At 68.5% G+C, this 18,202-nt stretch carries 18 protein-coding genes; 7 read left to right on the top strand and 11 right to left on the bottom strand.

Translation table 11 applies throughout. The features are described 5' to 3' along the window. The first annotated feature begins 137 nt into the window (after positions 1–137). The 3 genes from V7D28_RS07320 (at position 138) to V7D28_RS07310 (ending at position 3,936) form a co-directional block, all read left to right on the top strand. Positions 138–1,937, top strand: coding sequence for a tetratricopeptide repeat protein (locus V7D28_RS07320; protein WP_333586720.1), 1,800 nt, complete (start codon positions 138–140; stop codon positions 1,935–1,937). A gap of 146 nt (positions 1,938–2,083) precedes the next feature. Further along, complete coding sequence (locus tag V7D28_RS07315) at positions 2,084–2,956, top strand: AAA family ATPase (RefSeq protein ID WP_333586719.1); 873 nt, start codon at positions 2,084–2,086, stop codon at positions 2,954–2,956. A 146-nt stretch (positions 2,957–3,102) separates the two neighbouring features. Further along, on the top strand, positions 3,103–3,936 hold the full coding sequence (locus tag V7D28_RS07310) for a hypothetical protein (protein ID WP_333586718.1): 834 nt from the start codon (positions 3,103–3,105) through the stop codon (positions 3,934–3,936). 31 nt (positions 3,937–3,967) lie between these two features. Here V7D28_RS07310 and V7D28_RS07305 read toward each other — a convergent pair whose 3' ends face one another. Then, on the bottom strand, positions 3,968–4,339 hold the full coding sequence (locus V7D28_RS07305; protein ID WP_333586717.1) for a hypothetical protein: 372 nt from the start codon (positions 4,337–4,339) through the stop codon (positions 3,968–3,970). Between the two features lie 15 nt (positions 4,340–4,354). Beyond that, positions 4,355–5,167 carry a universal stress protein gene (locus tag V7D28_RS07300; protein WP_333586716.1) on the bottom strand — a complete coding sequence of 271 codons (813 nt, stop codon included), beginning with the start codon at positions 5,165–5,167 and terminating at the stop codon, positions 4,355–4,357. A gap of 116 nt (positions 5,168–5,283) precedes the next feature. Between V7D28_RS07300 and V7D28_RS07295 the strand changes: the two genes are divergently transcribed. The 3 genes from V7D28_RS07295 to V7D28_RS07285 are packed head-to-tail and all read left to right on the top strand — an operon-like array spanning position 5,284 to position 7,452. Continuing rightward, positions 5,284–5,928, top strand: coding sequence for an HD family hydrolase (locus V7D28_RS07295; RefSeq protein ID WP_333586715.1), 645 nt, complete (start codon positions 5,284–5,286; stop codon positions 5,926–5,928). A 4-nt stretch (positions 5,929–5,932) separates the two neighbouring features. Continuing rightward, positions 5,933–6,448: a tyrosine phosphatase family protein gene (locus V7D28_RS07290; protein ID WP_333586714.1), complete on the top strand. Its 516-nt coding sequence runs from the start codon at positions 5,933–5,935 to the stop codon at positions 6,446–6,448. Continuing rightward, positions 6,445–7,452 carry an NUDIX hydrolase gene (locus V7D28_RS07285; RefSeq protein WP_333586713.1) on the top strand — a complete coding sequence of 336 codons (1,008 nt, stop codon included), beginning with the start codon at positions 6,445–6,447 and terminating at the stop codon, positions 7,450–7,452. The genes V7D28_RS07290 and V7D28_RS07285 overlap by 4 nt, the downstream gene beginning before the upstream one ends. Here V7D28_RS07285 and V7D28_RS07280 read toward each other — a convergent pair. From V7D28_RS07280 to V7D28_RS07270, 3 genes are all read right to left on the bottom strand, one after another. Then, positions 7,388–8,362, bottom strand: coding sequence for a sterol desaturase family protein (locus V7D28_RS07280; RefSeq protein WP_333586712.1), 975 nt, complete (start codon positions 8,360–8,362; stop codon positions 7,388–7,390). The two genes, V7D28_RS07285 and V7D28_RS07280, sit on opposite strands and share 65 nt — an antisense overlap. Next, complete coding sequence (locus V7D28_RS07275; RefSeq protein ID WP_333586711.1) at positions 8,359–8,748, bottom strand: hypothetical protein; 390 nt, start codon at positions 8,746–8,748, stop codon at positions 8,359–8,361. Before V7D28_RS07275 ends, V7D28_RS07280 begins: the two co-directional genes overlap by 4 nt. 119 nt (positions 8,749–8,867) lie before the next feature. Further along, the gene (locus V7D28_RS07270) at positions 8,868–9,407 is read right to left on the bottom strand and encodes a porin family protein (protein ID WP_333586710.1); all 540 of its coding nucleotides are present in this window, start codon (positions 9,405–9,407) and stop codon (positions 8,868–8,870) included. A 211-nt stretch (positions 9,408–9,618) separates the two neighbouring features. Here V7D28_RS07270 and V7D28_RS07265 point away from each other — a divergent pair, with 211 nt between their 5' ends. Continuing rightward, positions 9,619–10,740: a beta-ketoacyl-ACP synthase III gene (locus V7D28_RS07265; protein ID WP_333586709.1), complete on the top strand. Its 1,122-nt coding sequence runs from the start codon at positions 9,619–9,621 to the stop codon at positions 10,738–10,740. A gap of 16 nt (positions 10,741–10,756) precedes the next feature. Here V7D28_RS07265 and V7D28_RS07260 read toward each other — a convergent pair whose 3' ends face one another. The 6 genes from V7D28_RS07260 to V7D28_RS07235 all read right to left on the bottom strand — a co-directional run bounded on the left by V7D28_RS07260 (position 10,757) and on the right by V7D28_RS07235 (position 17,954). Next, positions 10,757–10,999 carry a hypothetical protein gene (locus tag V7D28_RS07260; protein WP_333586708.1) on the bottom strand — a complete coding sequence of 81 codons (243 nt, stop codon included), beginning with the start codon at positions 10,997–10,999 and terminating at the stop codon, positions 10,757–10,759. Positions 11,000–11,001: 2 nt separating this feature from the next. Continuing rightward, positions 11,002–13,692, bottom strand: coding sequence for a pyruvate, phosphate dikinase (gene ppdK, locus V7D28_RS07255; protein WP_333586707.1), 2,691 nt, complete (start codon positions 13,690–13,692; stop codon positions 11,002–11,004). An 8-nt stretch (positions 13,693–13,700) separates the two neighbouring features. Next, a complete protein-coding gene (gene glyS, locus V7D28_RS07250; protein ID WP_333586706.1) occupies positions 13,701–15,701 on the bottom strand; it encodes a glycine--tRNA ligase subunit beta in 2,001 nt (666 codons plus the stop codon). 2 nt (positions 15,702–15,703) lie between these two features. Further along, positions 15,704–16,606, bottom strand: coding sequence for a glycine--tRNA ligase subunit alpha (locus V7D28_RS07245; RefSeq protein ID WP_333586705.1), 903 nt, complete (start codon positions 16,604–16,606; stop codon positions 15,704–15,706). 83 nt (positions 16,607–16,689) lie between these two features. Beyond that, complete coding sequence (locus V7D28_RS07240; protein ID WP_333586704.1) at positions 16,690–17,166, bottom strand: hypothetical protein; 477 nt, start codon at positions 17,164–17,166, stop codon at positions 16,690–16,692. Positions 17,167–17,240: 74 nt separating this feature from the next. After that, entirely contained in the window at positions 17,241–17,954 is a 714-nt protein-coding gene (locus V7D28_RS07235) for a fasciclin domain-containing protein (protein ID WP_333586703.1), read from the bottom strand. Between the last annotated feature and the right edge of the window lie 248 nt (positions 17,955–18,202).

Raw genomic sequence — 18,202 nt, 5'->3', positions numbered from 1 at the left:
GAGAATGATCGACCCATAAGCTAGGCGGCGACCGTTAATGAGCCCTTGCCAGGACTGCGACCCACGGTCGCGCTTAAGCAAGAGGTAACCATAATGCCCTGATCCAGGGGGCGGTAAACGCACGAAATGGAGGCGGCATGACGCGCCCGAGCCGCACGAGCCAGACCTCGGCCATCGCCCTCGCCGGCGCGGTCCCCGCCGGCCAGGCGGCCGACGCCATGGGCGAGGCCGGCTCCCGCGACGCCCTGGTGCGGCTGAAGGCGGCGCTGGGGGAACTCAAGGCCTTGAGCGTCCAGCCGCTGCTGCGCCAGGCCGTGAGCGCCCTTCAGGCCGAAGATCATGAAACCGGCGGCCGTCTGGCGATCCAGGCCCTGGAGCAGGACGAGCGCAACGGCTTCGCCTGGTATCTGCTGGCCATCGCCCGGGAGCGCGCCGGCGATTTCGCAAGCTCCATCACCTGTTACGAATCGGCCCTCGCCCTCCTGCCCAACCACGCCGAGATCGCCAACGACCTGGGCCGGCTGGCTTTCCGCCTGGGGATGAAGCCTCAGGCCGAGAAACTCTTCCGGCACTTTCTCGCCGCCCAGCCCAACCACCCGGAGGCGGCCAACAACCTGGCCTGCGCCATCCGCGACCAGGATCGCGCCGATGAGGCCATCGAGGTGCTGCGGCCAGCCATCGAGGCCAACCCCGGTCACGCCATGCCCTGGAACACCATGGGCACCATCGTCACCGAACAGGGGGACCTTGCCACCGCCAGCCTCTTCTTCGACGAGGCGCTTCGCCTGCAGCCGGTCTTTCCCAAGGCCCGTTACAACCGCGCCAACATCCGCCTGTCCATGGGCGATCCTCAGGGGGCCCTTGAGGACTGCGACGTAGCCCTGGCCGGCGTGAGGGCCGAGGATGAGCGCCAGATGATGCGCCTGTCCCGGGCCACCATGCTCATGGAAATGGGCCGCGCCGGAGACGGCTGGGATGACTATGAGGCGCGCCTTCACCCCCAGTTTGCGGGCGCGACCCTGTTCCAAGCCAAGGGGAAGCCTTGGACGCCTGAGGATGACCTGCGCGGGCGCCGCCTGCTGGTCTTCGGCGAACAGGGGCTGGGCGACGAGATCATGTTCGCCAACCTGCTGCCCGACGTCCTGGAAGCCCTGGGGCCGGAAGGACAGCTCATCCTGGCGGTTGAGGGCCGCCTTGTTCCTCTCTTCCAGCGCAGCTTCCCGCAGGCCGAGGTGGGCGCCCACGCCACCTTCGATGTGGCCGGACGCTCGATCCGATTGGCGCCGTTCCTCGAGCAGGGTCCTGATCCCGACCTTTGGGCGCCCATGGGTTCGCTCCTGCGGCGTTTCCGGCGCTCGCTGGGCGACTTCCCGGCCGCCGGCGCGGGCTTTCTGACCGCTGATCCGGCCCGGATCACCCACTGGCGCGCCGTGCTGGAGGACGCCCCGCCGGGGCTGAAGGTCGGGCTGCTCTGGAAGAGCGCCCTGATGAACAGCGCGCGGCGGCGCTATTTCTCGGCGTTCGACGCCTGGGGCAGCGTGCTCACCGCCCCGGGCGTCACCTTCGTCAACCTGCAGTATGGCGAGGTGGAGGCCGAACTGGCCCAGGCCCGGGATGCCTTTGGCGTGGAGATCTGGACGCCGCCGGGGATCGACCTGAAGCAGGACCTCGACGACGTGGCCGCCCTCACCTGCGCCCTGGACCTCACCCTGGGCTTTCCCAACGCCACGGTGAACCTGGCCGGGGCCTGCGGCGCCAGCGCCTGGATCACCTCGGCGCCCGGCGCCTGGCCGCGCCTGGGCGCCGACCACTATCCCTGGTACCCGCAAATGCGCATCTTCAAGGCCTCGGCCCTGGGGGAATGGGGGCCGATGCTGGACGAGATGGGGCGCGCCCTGGCCCAACCAAGCCGTCAGTTGCGCCGCGAGCCGGCCTAAGGCGCCGCGTCTGCTCCCACCGGGCGGCGATCTCGCCCCGCGACGCTCAAGCCGCTTGAATGTCCCGCGCCTGCCTTTAGGTTGGCGCCAGGTTGAAACATTTGTTTGGAGCGGGGCGACAGACCCCGCTGACTATGGGAGCTCATATGGCCGAGCGTTTCGAAGGCACCGACAATTACGTCGCCACCGAGGATCTGAAGGTCGCCGTCAACGCGGCCGTCGCGCTTGAGCGCCCTCTGCTGATCAAGGGCGAACCCGGCACCGGCAAGACCGTGCTGGCCTATGAAATCGCCAAGGCCTTCGACGCCGAGCTGCTCACCTGGCACATCAAGTCGACCACCAAGGCCCACCAGGGGCTCTATGAGTACGACGCCGTCACCCGTCTGCGCGACAGCCAGCTGGGCGACGAGCGGGTCAAGGACGTCAAGAACTACATCAAGAAGGGCAAGCTCTGGGAGGCCTTCGAGAGCGAGGTTCGCCCGGTGCTGTTCATCGACGAGATCGACAAGGCCGACATCGAGTTCCCGAACGACCTCCTGCAGGAGCTCGATCGGATGGAATTCTACGTCTACGAGACCAACGAGACGATCAAGGCGGCCGTCCGCCCGATCGTGATCATCACCTCGAACAACGAGAAGGAGCTGCCGGACGCCTTCCTGCGCCGCTGCTTCTTCCACTACATCCGCTTCCCCGACGCCGACACCATGCAGCAGATCGTCGATGTCCACTTTCCGGGCATCAAGGAGAAGCTGGTCGGCGAGGCCCTGCGCATCTTCTACGACATGCGCAAGGTTCCGGGCCTGAAGAAGAAGCCCTCCACCTCCGAACTGCTGGACTGGCTCAAGCTGCTGATGGTGGAGGATATCGACGCCGACACCCTGAAGGAGCGCGATCCCACCAAGCTGATCCCGCCTCTCCATGGCGCCCTGCTGAAGAACGAACAGGACGTCCACCTCTTCGAACGCCTGGCGTTCCTGGCCCGCCGCGAGGGCGCCGGCGGGTCCCGCCCCGGCCAGTAAGATAAAGATGGGCCGCCGTACCGAAAGGTCCGGCGGCCTTTTCGTTTCCGGGCCTTGCGGGCCTGACACGGCGACTTACAGGGAATTCACTCGACCTGCGGCGCCCGCCTCTCCACCCTTATGGGGCTGTGAGGGAGACGACGGCGATGAACAGGATCTTGATCACCAGTGGCCTGGCCGCGGCCCTGCTGGCCGGCTGCCACCCCCGCCCGGTCACCGCCGTCCAGACCGGCCAGCTCGATTGCCCCGAGCGCCAGGGCCAGCTCACGCGCCTGACCCAGACCGGCGACGGAACCGCCTGCCAGTATCGCGCCGAGGACGGGACCTTCATCGAGCTGCGGCTGGTGAAGGTGGAAGGCGATGTCCAATCGACCCTGGCCGGGGTCGAGCGGGAACTGGTCAATTTCGGTCTCCCCCAAGACGGCGCCGCGCGCGCGCCGGCCGATGACAGTGCTGGCGCGATAGCGGCGGCTGCGGTCGCCGCGCCGCCCACCGGAACGGTCCTGGATGACGCGGTCAGGCGCGCCCAGGCGGAGGCTGAGGCCGACTCCCGGACCATGACCGGCGAGGCTGACGGTGACTGGGAGGCGTCCGCGTCGTCCGCAGGACGCGGCCCCCACGGGGGCGAACAGGTTCGCGTCGCCCTGCCCGGCCTGTCCATCGATGCGAAAGAGGATTCCGCCAACATCCGCATCGGACCGGTGCGGATCGACGCTTCGGAGACCGGCGCCACGGTTCGCCTCTTCCGCGAGGTGCGGCTGAAGGGGGAAGCCCTGTCCCGCGAGAAGCGCGGCATTCGAGCCACCTACCTGAAGGCCGGCCGGGCCGACGCCGACGGCGCCGACTTCGTGGGCTACGAAGCCGGCGGCCCTCGATCCGGTCCGCTGGTCGTGGCCCTCGTCCGAGGAACCGAACGTCGCGACGAAGGCAAGATGGTGGACGACATCCAGAAGCTGGTCCGTCGCAACAGCGGCGCCTGAGCCGTAATCGGGTTCCGCGAGCGCCAGCGCTTTAGACGGCCTGGACTTCCATCACCTTGTAGGTCAGCGGACGGCCGTCGTCGTCGGTGACCGTCACATACTCGCCGATGGCGAACCGGTGGTCGCCGAGCCGGTAGAAGGGCTCGTCATCGGCCGTGTCGCCCTCGTCATAGTCGAAGAACCACACCGAGCCCTTGCGCGCCAGGCGGCCTTCGGCGGCGTCCTCATCGGGGGCGAAACGGCGCACCGTGCACTCGGCCTTCTGCTGGGCGTAGGCCGCCTCGTCCAGATAGCCGTCCGCGGTCAGGGGAGCGGTCAGGGTGTAGCCCCGATGGTCGTCCCCCCCGGCGAACTCCGTGCCGGGATTGCGGGCAAGGCGCATCACGATACGCGAAAGGGACATGGTCGACCTCGAAAGCTAGTGGGACAGGAAGAGCGAAGGGGAATCCGCCGCCAGGAGCGAGCGGGTGGTGCCGCCGAAGATGAACTCCTGCAGGCGGGGGTGGCCGAAGGCGCCGGCCACCAGGATCTGCGCGCCGGCCTTTTTGGCGGCATAGAGCAGCAGAGGCGCGGCCTCGCCGGAATCGGGCAGGATCTCGGTCTCGGCATTGATCCCGCGGGCGGCGAAATAGTCCTGCAGACGGGCGGGGTCGAGGGCCCGGGTTGTGGCCCGAGGCGCGGTGAGGATCACGACCTTTTCGGCCTTCTGCAGCAGGGGGGTGGCCTGACGCGCCGCGCGCGAGGCCTCCTTGCCCCCATCCCAGGCCACGCACACCACGCCGCCGATCGTCAGGCCGGGCCTGGCGATGATGACGGGCCGCTGCTCGTCGGCGACGATGGCCTGGAAGGCTTCGGACAGGGGCCCCCGGCCACGGCCGGGCTGATCGTCGAAGATCACCACGTCTGAGAGGCGGCCCTCGGCCGACAGGTTGGCCCAGACCGGGGTTTCCAGCGCCTTGAAACTCTTGGCGCCATAGGCGACGGCGGCCATGGCGTCCCTGGCCTTGGCCTCGCCGACGGCGGCGGCCTCCTTGAGGGATTCCAGGGCGGTGGCCTGAACGCCGCCCATGAAGCCTTCGCCCATCCAGGGCATTACGTCGGCCACGTCGGCTGGGGTATAGACACCGGCCAACTCCGCCTGGAAGGCGGCCGCCACCAGGGCGCCGGCCTCCAGAACCGCCTGATCGCCTTCCCCGCCGGAGAGCGGCGCCATGATTCTCGCCCAGGTCATTTCCCGTCCTTTTCTCGACCGATGATGCTTCGCAGGATCGATCCGCGCTTTGATCTTTGCCAATCCGTCCCCGGCCTCGCCCGGGCGGCGAGCTAGACTTTGGAAGGAACGCTCCGATGAGGAAAGGGCTGCGTCGCCCCAGCCGTGAGCCCCGGGCCTGGCAGCGCATGCTGTCGGGCCGGCGGCTGGACCTGCTCGACCCCTCGCCCATGGATATCGAGGTCGAGGACATCGCCCATGGCCTGGCCCGGGTGGCGCGTTGGAACGGTCAGACCCTGGGGGCGCACGCCTTCTCCGTGGCCCAGCATTCGGTGGTTGTGGAGGAGATCGTCGCCCACCTGCAGCCCGACATCGAACCGAAGTGGCGCCTGGCCGCCCTGCTGCACGACGCAGCCGAATATGTGATCGGCGACATGATCTCGCCCTTCAAGGCCGCGCTGGGCCTCGACTACAAGCTGTTCGAGGCCCGCCTGGAGACGGCGATTCACGTCCGCTTCGGCCTGCCCGCCAAGACTCCGGCGGAGATCAAACGGCTGATTAAGCAGGCAGACCATGCCTGCGCCTACTTCGAGGCCACCCAGTTGGCGGGGTTCGCCTCCGACGAGGCCCGCGCGCTGTTCGGCCCGCCGCCGGACGGCTATGATCTGCGGATCGAGCCTCTCTCGGCGTCATTGGCCCAGGATCGCTATCTCCAGCGGTATCATATCCTGTCCGAGGCGGCCGGATTCGCCCCCGTCGCGGCGGCCTTCGACACGGAGTGAACCCATGGTGATGATCGTCTGCGGCCTGGCCGATGTTCCCGGAGTGATCGCCGCGCGCCGCCCGTCGCATATGGTCACCCTGCTCGACCCGAACACGATGATCGAAACCCCCGACGGGATGATCCCGGAGCGTCATCTCCGTCTGGGCGTCAATGATATCGCCAGCCCCATGGAGGGCATGACCGCGCCTGACGAACGCCTTGTCGAGCAGTTGATGGCGTTCGGGCAGGGCTGGGACGAGTCCGCCCCCATGCTGATCCACTGTTGGGCCGGCGTCAGCCGCTCGACGGCCAGCGCCTTCGCCCTGGCCTGCGAGCGCAACCCGGACGCCTCCGAAGCCGAGCTTGCTCGCCGTCTGCGCGACCTCGCCCCCCACGCCTATCCCAACCGCCGGATCGTGGCCCTGGCCGATGACTGGCTTGGCCGGCGGGGCCGGATGGTGGACGCCATCGAGGCCATCGGCGGCACGGGCTTTGTGAGCATGGGCACGCCCTTCGACCTGCCCGCCCGCCTGGGATGACCCTGCCGGCCGGCCCCAGTCCCGTCGTCATCGGCCTGTCAGCCGTGGTGGTCGCCATCCGCGACGGCGAGGCCATGGTCCTGACCGTGCGCCCCCGGAGCGAGGGGGAGCGCCCCCTTCCCGGCCTGCCCTTCGGCCCCTTCGACCCGGCCGGGCATCGTACGTTCGAGCTGGCCCTGCGCGCCTTCGTGACCGCCCAGACCCGGTTCGACCTGGGCTATGTGGAGCAGCTCTACACCTTCGGCGACCGCGGCCGCGACGCGCCCCTGGCCGACATGGGCGACGGCGGCGGTGAAGGTCCAGGCGCCAGCCGCGTGATCTCGGTGGGTTATCTGGCGCTCACCCCCACGGCGGTGGAGACCGAGGCCCCCGACACCGCATGGGCGCCCTGGCGGCGCTTCTTTCCCTGGGAGGACTGGCGGCAGGGACGACCGCCCGCCGTCGACCTGATCATCGAAGCCCTGCGCCGCTGGGCCGAATGCGGCTCCGCCTCGGAGCGTGAGGCGCGCATGGCGCGCATCCGCATCGCCTTCGCCCTGGAAGGCGCGCCCTGGAACGAAGAGCGGGTGCTGGAGCGCTACGAACTGCTCTATGGCGCAGGCCTCGCCCCCGAAGCGGCCCGCGACCGGGGCGAGAGCGTCGGCGTGCGCACCGAGGCCCTTGCCGCGGCCCTGGGCGAGCCCATGATCTCCGACCACAGGCGGATCCTCGCCACGGCCCTCAGCCGGCTGAGGGGCAAGATCAAGTACCGCCCGGTGGTGTTCGAGCTGATGCCTGAGGCCTTCACCCTTTTCGCCCTGCAGCGGGCCGTGGAGGCCATCGCCGGCGCCCCCCTGCACAAGCAGAACTTCCGTCGCGCCCTGGAGCGGGGCGGCCTGGTGGAGGGATTGGGGCGGATGGACGCAGACACCGGCGGCCGGCCGGCTGAGCTTTTCCGGTTCAGGCGAGAGATTCTGAGCGCGCGGCCGGTCTCGGGGCTGTCTCTGCCGCTGCTGCGGGAGTAGGCCCCCCAACACCGCGTTTCGCCTCGCGCGCTTCCCAGCCCGCCCGGATCTGGTCCGAGGTTTCCCGCGAGCCGTCAGCGCTCCACCCCGGCGGGCCGAAGACATAGCCCACCACCTCGCGCGGCGAGCGGGCGGCGAACACGTCGCGACCCATGGCGATCCATTCGTGGAAGGCCACCCGGACCGGATTGAAGGTCGCCAGGTTCTTCACAACCCCATAGCGGCAGGGTTCGTCATCCAACTCCGCCTGGAAGGTGCCGAACAGTCTGTCCCAGATGATCAGGATTCCCGCATAGTTGCGGTCGAGATAGCGGGGGTTGCGGGCATGATGGACCCGGTGGTGCGACGGGGTGTTGAACACCGCCTCCACCCACCGCGGCAGGCGGCCCACCGCCTCGGTGTGAATCCAGAACTGATAGACCAGGCTCACCCCCTTCTGGATCGCCACCATGGCGGGGGGGAAGCCCAGCAGGGACAGGGGCAGCCACAGCAGCCAGGTTCCCGCCGCGCCCCCGGTCCAGGTCTGACGCAGGGCGGTGGAGAGGTTGTAGTGCTGAGAGGTGTGGTGGTTCACGTGGCTGGCCCACCAGAATCGCCGTTCGTGCGAGAGCCGGTGGAACCAGTAGTAGGTCAGATCCTCCAGCAGAAAGAGCAACACCCAGGCCCAGATTGCGGTCAGGGGGATGTTGAACAGCCGGTGCTCATAGACCCACAGGCTGGCGGCGAAGATGAGCCCGCCCGTGGCCAGGCCCGCCACGCTGCTCCCCAGGCCCATGGTCAGGGAGGTGAAGGTGTCGCGTGGCTCATAGTCGGCGTGCGCCCAACCCAGCCGCCCGACGATGATCTCCAGGAAGATGGCCAGGATGAAGAACGGCACCGCCAGGGTGACGGGATCGATATCCAGGCTCACGCCGCCAGGTCCCGCGGCGGCCAGTTGTCGAAGGCCAGCACCGCCCGCGGGGCCGCCGCCTCGCCCAGATGAATGTGCAGCCGCCCGTCGCGGAACAGGGAGCTGACCGCCTGGCACCAGGGCAGACGTCGGCAGGCATAGCCGTCCCCCACGGCGATCAGCACCAGGGCGCAGTCTCCGGAGCGCGCCACCGCCCCCTTGCCGTCCTGGGTGATCCAGAGCCCGTCGATCCGCCGGTCGGGAAAGTCCTCGCCGAACATCACAGCGGCGCGCGTCTCGTCCAGGCCTGCGCCGGGTCGGCCCAGGCGAGCCAGGGCCGAGAGCCCCACCAGCACCGCCACTGCGGCCATGGAGCCCGCCAATTGAAACAGGAACGCCTTGTCCACAGCGCCTTCCTCCCCTGAAGGCGCAAGCGTCGCCCCGCTGAGGGCGGGGGTCAAGAAAAACGGCGCGCCCGGGTGGGGCGCGCCGTCCATCACGTCAGAAATTCGCCGGTCTGGCGAAATCAGAACTTCCGGACATAGGCCAGGGACCAGACATCGGCCTTGCCGCCGTCGTTCTGGAATTCCTGGCGGGTATAGTCGGCGCGGAAGCCGTTCTGGCCGTCGAGGAAGTAGCGGCCGCCCACGCCGAAGTTCCAGCTTTCACCATCGGCCTTGGCCGACACGCCGGCCGCCGAAACCTCGGCCTCCGTGGTGCCATAGCCCACGCGAGCGAACAGGTCGGCATTGGGGCTGACGGGCAGGAAGCCCACCGCATAGAGGGCGGCGCTGTGGTTCAGCTCCACATCGGCGCTGACGCCGGGGGCCACGGCGATGCTGTCGTCCTTCACGCCGAAGGCCAGTTCGCCTTCCACGCCGAAGTACGGGTTGAACTTGGCGCCCAGGCGGCCCTGGATCGCGCCCAGGGCGACGTCGTCGGCGTCGGCGTGGGCATAGCCCAGCGCGCCGTAGATTTCCGGCTGGTTCATGGACTGGGCCGAAGCGGCGGCCGGAACGGCGGCCAGGGCGGCGACAGCGGCGGTGGCGAGAATGAGAGACTTCATAAGGGTTACTCCTACTTTCTTATTGGCGAACAGCTTTTCCCGTGCCTGAGCTCGATCGGCTTCAATCGCGGCGCTTTCCTGTCCGTTCGCTGACAATTGCATGGCCGCCACACACTGTGACACAAAAGTCGCAACCATCTGGCTCGCCATGCGGCGCGTACATGCTATTGCTTCGCTCAAGCCCGCAAGAGGCCGCCATCGGAGAAGCCAGTTGCGTAACGCCGTCATCGCCGCGACGGGGCTCTACACCCCGCCCAACACCCTGACCAACGCCGAGCTGGTCGCGACCTTCAACGCCTATGTGGAGCGCTTCAACGCCGCCCACGCCGAGGCCATCGCCGCCGGAGAGGTGGAGGCCCTGACCCCGTCTTCGGAGGCCTTCATCGAGAAGGCTTCGGGCATCAAGGCCCGCTATGTGATGGACAAGTCGGGCCTGATCGATCCTGAGATCATGCGTCCGGTGATCCCCGAGCGGCCCAACGACCAGATCTCCATCCTGGCTGAGATCGCAGTGGAAGCGGCCCGGTCCGCCCTGGCGGCCTGGGGCAAGCCTGCGAGCCAGATCGATGCGGTGATCTGCGCGGCCTCCAACATGCAGCGCGCCTATCCGGCCATGGCCATCGAGGTCCAGGAGGCCCTGGGGATCGAGGGCTTCGCCTTCGATATGAATGTCGCCTGTTCGTCGGCGACCTTCGGCATCAAGACCGCGGCCGACTACATCGCCTCGGGCTCGGCCCGCGCTGTGCTGATGGTCAATCCCGAGATCACCTCGGGCCATCTGAACTTCTGCGACCGCGACAGCCACTTCATCTTCGGCGACGTGGCCACCGCGGTGATCATCGAGGCGGCGGACGACGCCGCGCCCGGGCAGGGCTGGGACGTCGTCGGCACGCGTCTGAAGACGGTCTTCTCCAACAATATCCGCAACAATTTCGGCTTCCTGAACCGCGCCGCCCCCGAAGGGGCCGCGGCCCGGGACAAGCTCTTCGTCCAGGAGGGCCGAAAGGTCTTCCGCGAAGTGGTCCCCATGGTCTCGGAGATGATCATCGAACACGCCGGGGACCTGGGCCTCGATCCCACGGGGCTGAAGCGCCTGTGGCTGCACCAGGCCAACATCAATATGAACGAGCTGATCGGAAAGCGCGTCCTCGGTCGCGATCCGGCCCCCGGCGAGAACGTCATCATCCTGGACGAGTACGCCAACACATCTTCGGCCGGCTCGATCATCGCCTTCCACAAGGCCAATGACGGCTTCGCCGCCGGCGAAACCGGGCTCATCTGCTCCTTCGGCGCCGGCTATTCCGCCGGCACGGTGTTCGTGAAGAAGCGCTGAGGCCTGAAGGCCGCCGTCACCGATCCGGCGTCGAGAGGCGCCGGATCACCAGTTCATCGATCTCCAGCCGGCGCACCCGCGCCCGGCCGATGCTGAGCCGGCCGATGGCCAGGGCGCCCAGGGCCACCGCCCCGACCGCCATCGCGCCCAGGGCGAAGGCGCCCAGGGCCGAGCCGCCGACGGCCACCGCGCCGCCCGCCTTCGCGCCCTTCGCCACCGCGGAGCGGATCTGAACGGGCGCCTCGGCGGACCGGGTCATGCCTAGCGGTCCTTCTCGCGCTCGCCCACGGCCGACTGGGCCGCAGCCAGGCGCGCGATGGGCACCCGGTAGGGCGAGCAGCTCACATAGTCGAGGCCGACCCGCTCGCAGAAGTCGATGGAGGCCGGGTCGCCGCCATGCTCGCCGCAGATGCCGAGCTTCATGCCCGGACGCTGGGCGCGGCCCCGCTCGGTGGCGATGCGGATCAGATCGCCGACGCCTTCCTGGTCCAGGCTGACGAAGGGATCCTTCTCGAAGATGCCCTTGTCCATATAGGCCGCCAGGAAGCGGCCGGAATCGTCACGGCTGATGCCGAAGGTCGTCTGGGTGAGATCGTTGGTGCCGAAGGAGAAGAACTCGGCGTTCTCGGCCAGATCGCCCGCCCGCAGCGCCGCCCGAGGCAGCTCCACCATGGTGCCCACCAGATAGGGGAAGTCCTGCTTGCGCTCGGCCAGAACCTCCTTGGCCACCCGGTCGGTGAGCTGACGCAGGAACCGCATCTCCTCGCCCTTGGCGACCAGCGGATGCATGATCTCCGGGCACGGCGGCGTCTTGCCGCTCTCGGCGATCTCGCAGGCGGCCTCGAAGATGGCGCGGACCTGCATCTCGTAGATTTCGGGATAGGAGACGCCCAGGCGGCAGCCGCGATGGCCCAGCATGGGGTTGGTCTCGTGCAGTTCCTTCACCCGGCGCTCCAGGGCGCTGATGTCCAGGCCCGAGGCCGAGGCCAGCGCCTTGAGGTCCTCGGGCGTATGGGGCAGGAACTCGTGCAGCGGCGGGTCCAGCAGCCGGATGGTCACCGGCAGGCCCTCCATGATGGTGAAGAGCTCGACGAAGTCGGCCCGCTGCATGGGCAGGATCTTGGCCAGCGCCGTGCGACGGCCCTTTTCGCCGTCCGCCAGGATCATCTCGCGCACCGCGGCGATGCGGTCTTCCTCGAAGAACATGTGCTCGGTGCGGCAAAGGCCGATGCCTTCGGCTCCGAACTGGCGGGCGGTGCGCGCGTCCAGCGGGGTCTCGGCGTTGGCCCGCACCCGCAGACGACGTGAGCCGTCGGCCCAGGCCATCAGGGTGGCGAAGTCGCCGGTCAGCTCCGGCTCGATCATCTTCACCGCCCCGGCCAGAACCTGGCCGGTGGAGCCGTCCACGGTGATGATGTCCCCGGCCTTGAAGGTGCGGCCGCGCACTCGGAACTCGCCGGCCTTGGCGTGAATCTGGATCTCGCCCGCGCCGGAGACGCAGGGACGGCCCATGCCGCGGGCCACCACCGCGGCGTGGCTGGTCATGCCGCCCCGCGCCGTCAGAATGGCCTTGGCGGCGTGCATGCCGTGGATGTCTTCCGGGCTGGTTTCGTCGCGGACCAGGATGACGGACTCGTGGATGGCGGCCAGGCGCTCGGCCTCGTCGGCGTCGAACACCACCTTGCCCGTGGCCGCGCCCGGCGACGCCGGCAGACCGCTGGCGATCACGTCGCGCTCGCTGGACGGATCAATCGTCGGGTGCAGCAGCTGGTCGAGGGAGGCCGGCTCCACCCGCATCACCGCCTCTTCGCGGGTGATGACCCCCTGCTCGGCCAGATCGACGGCGATCTTCAGGGCCGCCTTGGCCGTGCGCTTGCCGTTGCGCGTCTGCAGCATGTAGAGCCGGCCCTGTTCGACCGTGAACTCGATGTCCTGCATGTCGCGGTAGTGGCTCTCCAGACGGCCGACCACTTCCTTGAACTGGGCGAACACCTCCGGCAGGGCTTCTTCCATCGAGGGCTGTTTGTCGCCCATCTCCTCGCGGGCGATCTTGGTGAGCGCCTGCGGCGTGCGGATGCCCGCCACCACGTCTTCGCCCTGGGCGTTGATCAGGAACTCGCCATAGAGGCGCGCCTCCCCGGTGGAGGGATTGCGGGTGAAGGCCACGCCGGTGGCCGAGGTCTCGCCCATATTGCCGAAGACCATGGACTGGACGTTCACCGCCGTGCCCCAGCTTTCGGGGATGTCGTGCATACGGCGATAGAACTTGGCCCGGTCGTTCATCCAGCTGGCGAACACCGCCCCCACCGCGCCCCACAGCTGAGCCTGCGGGTCCTGCGGGAAGTCTGAGCCCAGTTCGGCGGCGACCGCCTTTTTGTAGTCGGCGACGACCTTCTCCCAGTCGTCCGCGCTCAGCCCGGTGTCCACCGTGACGTCCAGGCGCTCCTTATGTTCGTCGAGGATCTCCTCGAACATGTGGTGATCCAGATCAAGGACCACGTTGGAGTACATCTGGATGAAGCGGCGATAGGAATCGAAGGCGAACCGGCGATCGCCCGACAGCCTGGCCAGGCCTTCCACCGTCTGGTCGTTCAGGCCCAGATTCAGCACGGTGTCCATCATGCCAGGCATGGAGGCCCGCGCGCCGGAACGGACCGAAACCAGCAGCGGATTGGCCGGATCGCCGAAGCGCTTGCCGGTCAGTTCCTCCACCCGGGCCAGGCCCGCGGCCACCTGTTCCTTCAGGTCGTCGGGATAGCGCCGCTCATTGGCGTAATAGTGGGTGCAGCACTCGGTGGTGATGGTGAAGCCCGGCGGCACCGGCAGGCCCAGGGACGACATTTCCGCCAGGTTGGCGCCCTTGCCGCCCAGCAGGTTCTTCATGGAGGCGTCGCCATCGGCGCCGCCGCCCCCGAAGGCGTAGACCCACCGCGTCTTGGTCAGGCTCGTCATCGTCCTACTCATCCCGTCACTTGGCTGAATTCCGCCACCCGCCCCATGGCGTCGCGGACCTGCGTGAGAAGCCGCAGGCGGTTGTCCCGCTCGGCGGCGTCCTCGGCGTTCACCAGAACCTCTTCAAAGAAGGCGTCCACAGGCGCCCTCAAGCCCGCAAGGGCCTGCATGGCGCCGACGAAGTCCTCCGCCGACAGCGCCGTCTCCACCCGGGGGGCGACAGCGCTCAGGGCGTCCACCAGAGCCGTCTCGGCGGCCGGCGCACCCGCCATGGCGGCGGCCGCCCCCGTGGGGAGCGCCCCCTTCTTTTCCTCGGCGCGCAGGATGTTGGTCGCCCGCTTGTAACCCGCCAGCAGGTTTGCCCCGTCCTCCGTGGCCAGGAAACCGCTCAGGGCCTCAACACGGGCGACGATCCTCAGAAGGTCGTCATCGCCCAGGGCGAAGACGGCATCCACGAGGTCATGCGGCTTGCCCTGATCACGCAGCAGCACCTTCAGCCGGTCGGCGAAGAAGGCCAGCAGGTCATCGCCGGCCAGTTGGCGCAACGGCAGGCGGATCTGGGCCTCCAGCACGATGCGGATCACCCCCAGGGCCGCCCGGCGCAGGGCGTAGGGATCGCGCGAGCCCGTGGGCTTTTCGTCGATCCCGAAGAAGCCGATGAGCGTGTCGAGCTTGTCGGCCAGGGCGACAGCCCGGCCCGTAGGCGTGGCCGGGGTGGCGTCCGAGGGCCCTTGAGGCCGGTAGTGGTCGGAGATGGCCCCGGCCACCTCCTCGCCCAGGCCCTCGGCGCGGGCGTAGTAGCCGCCCATCAAACCCTGGAGTTCGGGGAACTCGCCCACCATGCCGGTGACCAGATCGGCCTTGGCCAGCCGCGCGGCATGGGCCGCCACGACAGGATCGGCGCCGCAGGCCGGGGCCAGCCGCCCGGCCAGGTCGACGATCCGCTCCACCCGATCATACATGGTCCCGAGCTTGGCGTGGAAGGTGACGCCCCTCAGCTTCGCCAGCCGGTCTTCCAGGCGGATCTTCCGGTCCTCGTCCCAGAAGAAGCGCGCGTCGGACAGTCTCGCCGAGAGGACCTTGGCGTTGCCCGCGGCGATGGCCTGACCGCCGTCAGCGGCCTGGATGTTGGCCACGGTGACGAAGTGCGGCGCAAGGCCGCCGCTGGCCGGGTCGCGCACGGCGAAATACTTCTGATGGGTGCGCATGGAGGTGCGGATCACCTCCGGCGGCAGGTCGAGGAAGGATCGGTCCATGTCCCCGACGATGGGGGTGGGCCATTCGGCCAGGCCCGACACCTCGGCCAGCAAACCCTCGTCTTCCACCAGTTCCAGATTGCGCGCAAAGCACAGGGTGCGCGCGCCCTCCAGGATGCGGGCCTTACGCTCCTCGCCGTCGAGGATGACGAAATGCGCCTCCAGACCGTCGCGATAGCTGTCGAAGTCCTTCACCCGGAAGGGCTTGGCCTCGCCCATGAAGCGATGGCCCTCAGTGACGTCGCCGCTCTCGATCCCGTCGATGCTGAAGGGCACGACCGTCCCGTCGAACAGGCAGACGATCCGCTTCAGGGGACGCACCCAGCGCAGCGTCCCGCGTCCCCAGGTCATCGACTTGGGCCATGGGAAGGCGCGGACGATGGCCTCGACCATCTCGGCGACGATCTCGGGCGTCGGCCGCCCCTTGCGCTCGAGCTTCGCGAACCAGACCCCGTCCTGTTCGGTGAGCTGGTCTTGGGTCAGGCCGGTGGAGCGCAGGAAGCCCTCCATGGCCTTTTCCGGCGCGCCCACGCGGGGGCCCTTGCGCTCTTCCAACCGATCGGCCTGGGCCGCAGGCAGCCCCTCCACCACCAGAGTCAGGCGGCGGGGACCGGCGAAGGCGGTCATGGCCTCGGGCAGGAAACCCTGCTCGGCCAGACGTTCGCGCGCCATACGCTCCAGGTCGCGGGCGGCCTGGACCTGCATGCGCGCAGGAATCTCTTCGGAGAAGAGTTCGAGAAGCAGTTGGGGCATGGCTAGGCGTTGCCCCCTTCATTGGCCACCCAGGCCTCGGCGCACATCTTGGTCAGGTCGCGGATGCGACCGATATAGCTCTGGCGCTCGGCCACGGCGATCGCGCCGCGGGCGTCCATCAGGTTGAACAGGTGACTGGCCTTCAGCACGTGGTCGTAGGCCGGAAGGACGGTGCGCTGGCCCTGGGGAGCGCGGCCCTCCAGCAGCTTCGGGACCTGGGCCTCCATGTCCTCGAAGTGGCGCTTGAGCGTCGCCACGTCGTAGCCGTGGAAGTTGGCCTCCGAATGCTGGCGCTCGTTCTCCAGGAACACCTCGCCATAGGTCTTCGGCTCGGGGCCGTCCGGATCATTGAAGGCCAGGTCGGTGAAGTGGTCGACGCCCTGCAGGTACATGGCCAGGCGCTCCAGGCCGTAAGTCAGTTCGCCCGCCACGGGGAAGACGTCGAGCCCGCCCACCTGCTGGAAGTAGGTGTACTGGGTGACCTCCATGCCGTCGCACCAGACCTCCCAGCCGAGACCCCAGGCGCCGACGGTCGGGTTCTCCCAGTCGTCCTCGACGAAGCGGATGTCGTGCAGGCGGGTGTCGAGGCCGATGGCCTCCAGACTGCCCAGATAGAGGTCCTGCAGGTTCTCGGGGTTGGGCTTCAGGATCACCTGATACTGGTAGTAGTGCTGCAGCCGGTTCGGGTTCTCCCCATAGCGGCCGTCGGCGGGCCTGCGGGAGGGCTGCACATAGGCGGCCCGCCACGGCTTGGGACCCAGCGCGCGCAACACCGTCGCGGGATGCAGGGTCCCGGCCCCCACCTCCACGTCGTGCGGCTGCAGGATCACGCAGCCCTGGCGGCTCCAATAGTCATGGAGTTTCAGGATCAGGCCCTGAAACGAGAGCGGTTTTTCTGAGGACATCCGAGGCGATTTTGCAGGCGCAAAAAAAGTCGGCGGACCATAGGGCCCGCCGACCTGTGCATCAAGCGCGTGCTTGCGCCCGCTTAGTTGCCGCGCGGCTCGGTGGCCTGCCCCGAGCGGGACATGGGCTCACCATAGAGCTCACGGTTTTCCTCGGTGTCGGGGATCGGCTCGTTGGCGGTGATGGAGGGGGTGACGGTGGCGCCCGCGGCGGCGTCACCGCTCATGCCGGTGTCAGAGGCCATGACGCCCGACTCGCTGGCCGCATCAGCGCCCATCTGAGTGGCGTCGTCGGCCTGGGTCTGACCGCTGGTCCACTGATCGTTCATCGGCGCGTCGGTCATGGCCGGGCTGGCCGGGCGGGTGGCGTCCATTTCGCCCGGCGCGTTCACGGCGCCTTGGGCGTCCATGTCAGCCGAGCCGGCGGGGCTCGTCATCGACGCGCCGGTGTCGGTGGCCATGCCAGTGTCGGCGCCGTCGGTCATGGTCTGAGCCGAAGCGGCGCCGGCGGTCAGCAGGGCGGCCGCCGAGGCGGCGGAGAGGATCATCTTGAGGTTCATTGCTGCACTCCTTTGCGTTTCACAGTGAAGGTCAGCCCGCAGGTTCCCCCCGCCGCCTGGCGAGCCTGTCGTTCCTAGTCTTGCGAGGGCTGGTCAGCGCCCGCGGTCGCGCCGGCCGAAGCCGCCCTTTCCGGGTTGTCCGGAATGGGGTCCATGGACGTAGCGTCAGTCCCGGCCGGGGCCGACGCCGCCGCATCGGCCGCCGCGCCGGCGGCGGCCGCAGGCGTCAGCACCTTGTCGACCACGTGGATGACGCCGTTGTCGGCCATGATGTCGGCCTGGATGATCTCGGCTTCGCCCACCGTCCAGGTGTCGCCGCTGCCGTCGATCTCGACATTGGCGCCGCCCACAGTGGGAACCGGGCCTCGCGAGCCCTCGATCCGGTCGCCGGCCAGACGGGCGTTGACCACATGATAGGTCAGCAGCTGCTGCAGTTCCGCCCGGTTGTCGTCGGCCATGAGGCGATCGAGCTCGCCAGCCGGCAGCGCGGCGAAGGCGGCGTCCGTGGGCGCGAACACGGTGAGACCGTCATTATCCTGAAGCAGGGCCGTGAGGTTGGTCGCCTCGAGAGCCGCCACCAGCGTGTTGAACTGGCCCGAGGCCTTGACCGTCTCGACGATGTTTCCGGCCGCGACGACGCTCCCTGGCGCTGCGCGCTCGGCCGCGCCAGCCTGAGCGGCGGGCAGGCCCTGCGACGGCGTGGAGGGGGCCGGCGCGTCCTGCGCGATGGCGGCTCCGCCCAGAAGGGCGGCGACAGCGGTGGCGGTCATCAGGCGGGTCAGGTTCATGGTCTTCCTTCTCGTCGCTGCTGCGCTTTTGGCGAGGACCGGAAGAGAACGCCCGGCCGCGCCGTCGGGTGCTTTACGCGGCGCGCCACCAAGCGTTGCAGAACTTCACGAGTTCGTGATCGCCCGCTGGAATTAAGCCGCCCCCGTGCGGGTCACCTCCCCGAGGGCCGGCCTGCCCGCCTAATTCACGGGCATAACGGCGAAATCGGCGCCTACTTTATCAGCAGCCCGGGGCTTTCCTTAACCCC

It is taken from the genome of Phenylobacterium sp. (assembly GCF_036723115.1).
GTDB lineage: Bacteria > Pseudomonadota > Alphaproteobacteria > Caulobacterales > Caulobacteraceae > Phenylobacterium.
Note: the sequence above shows the minus strand (reverse complement) of the source record. Positions and strands in the feature narration are given on the sequence as shown.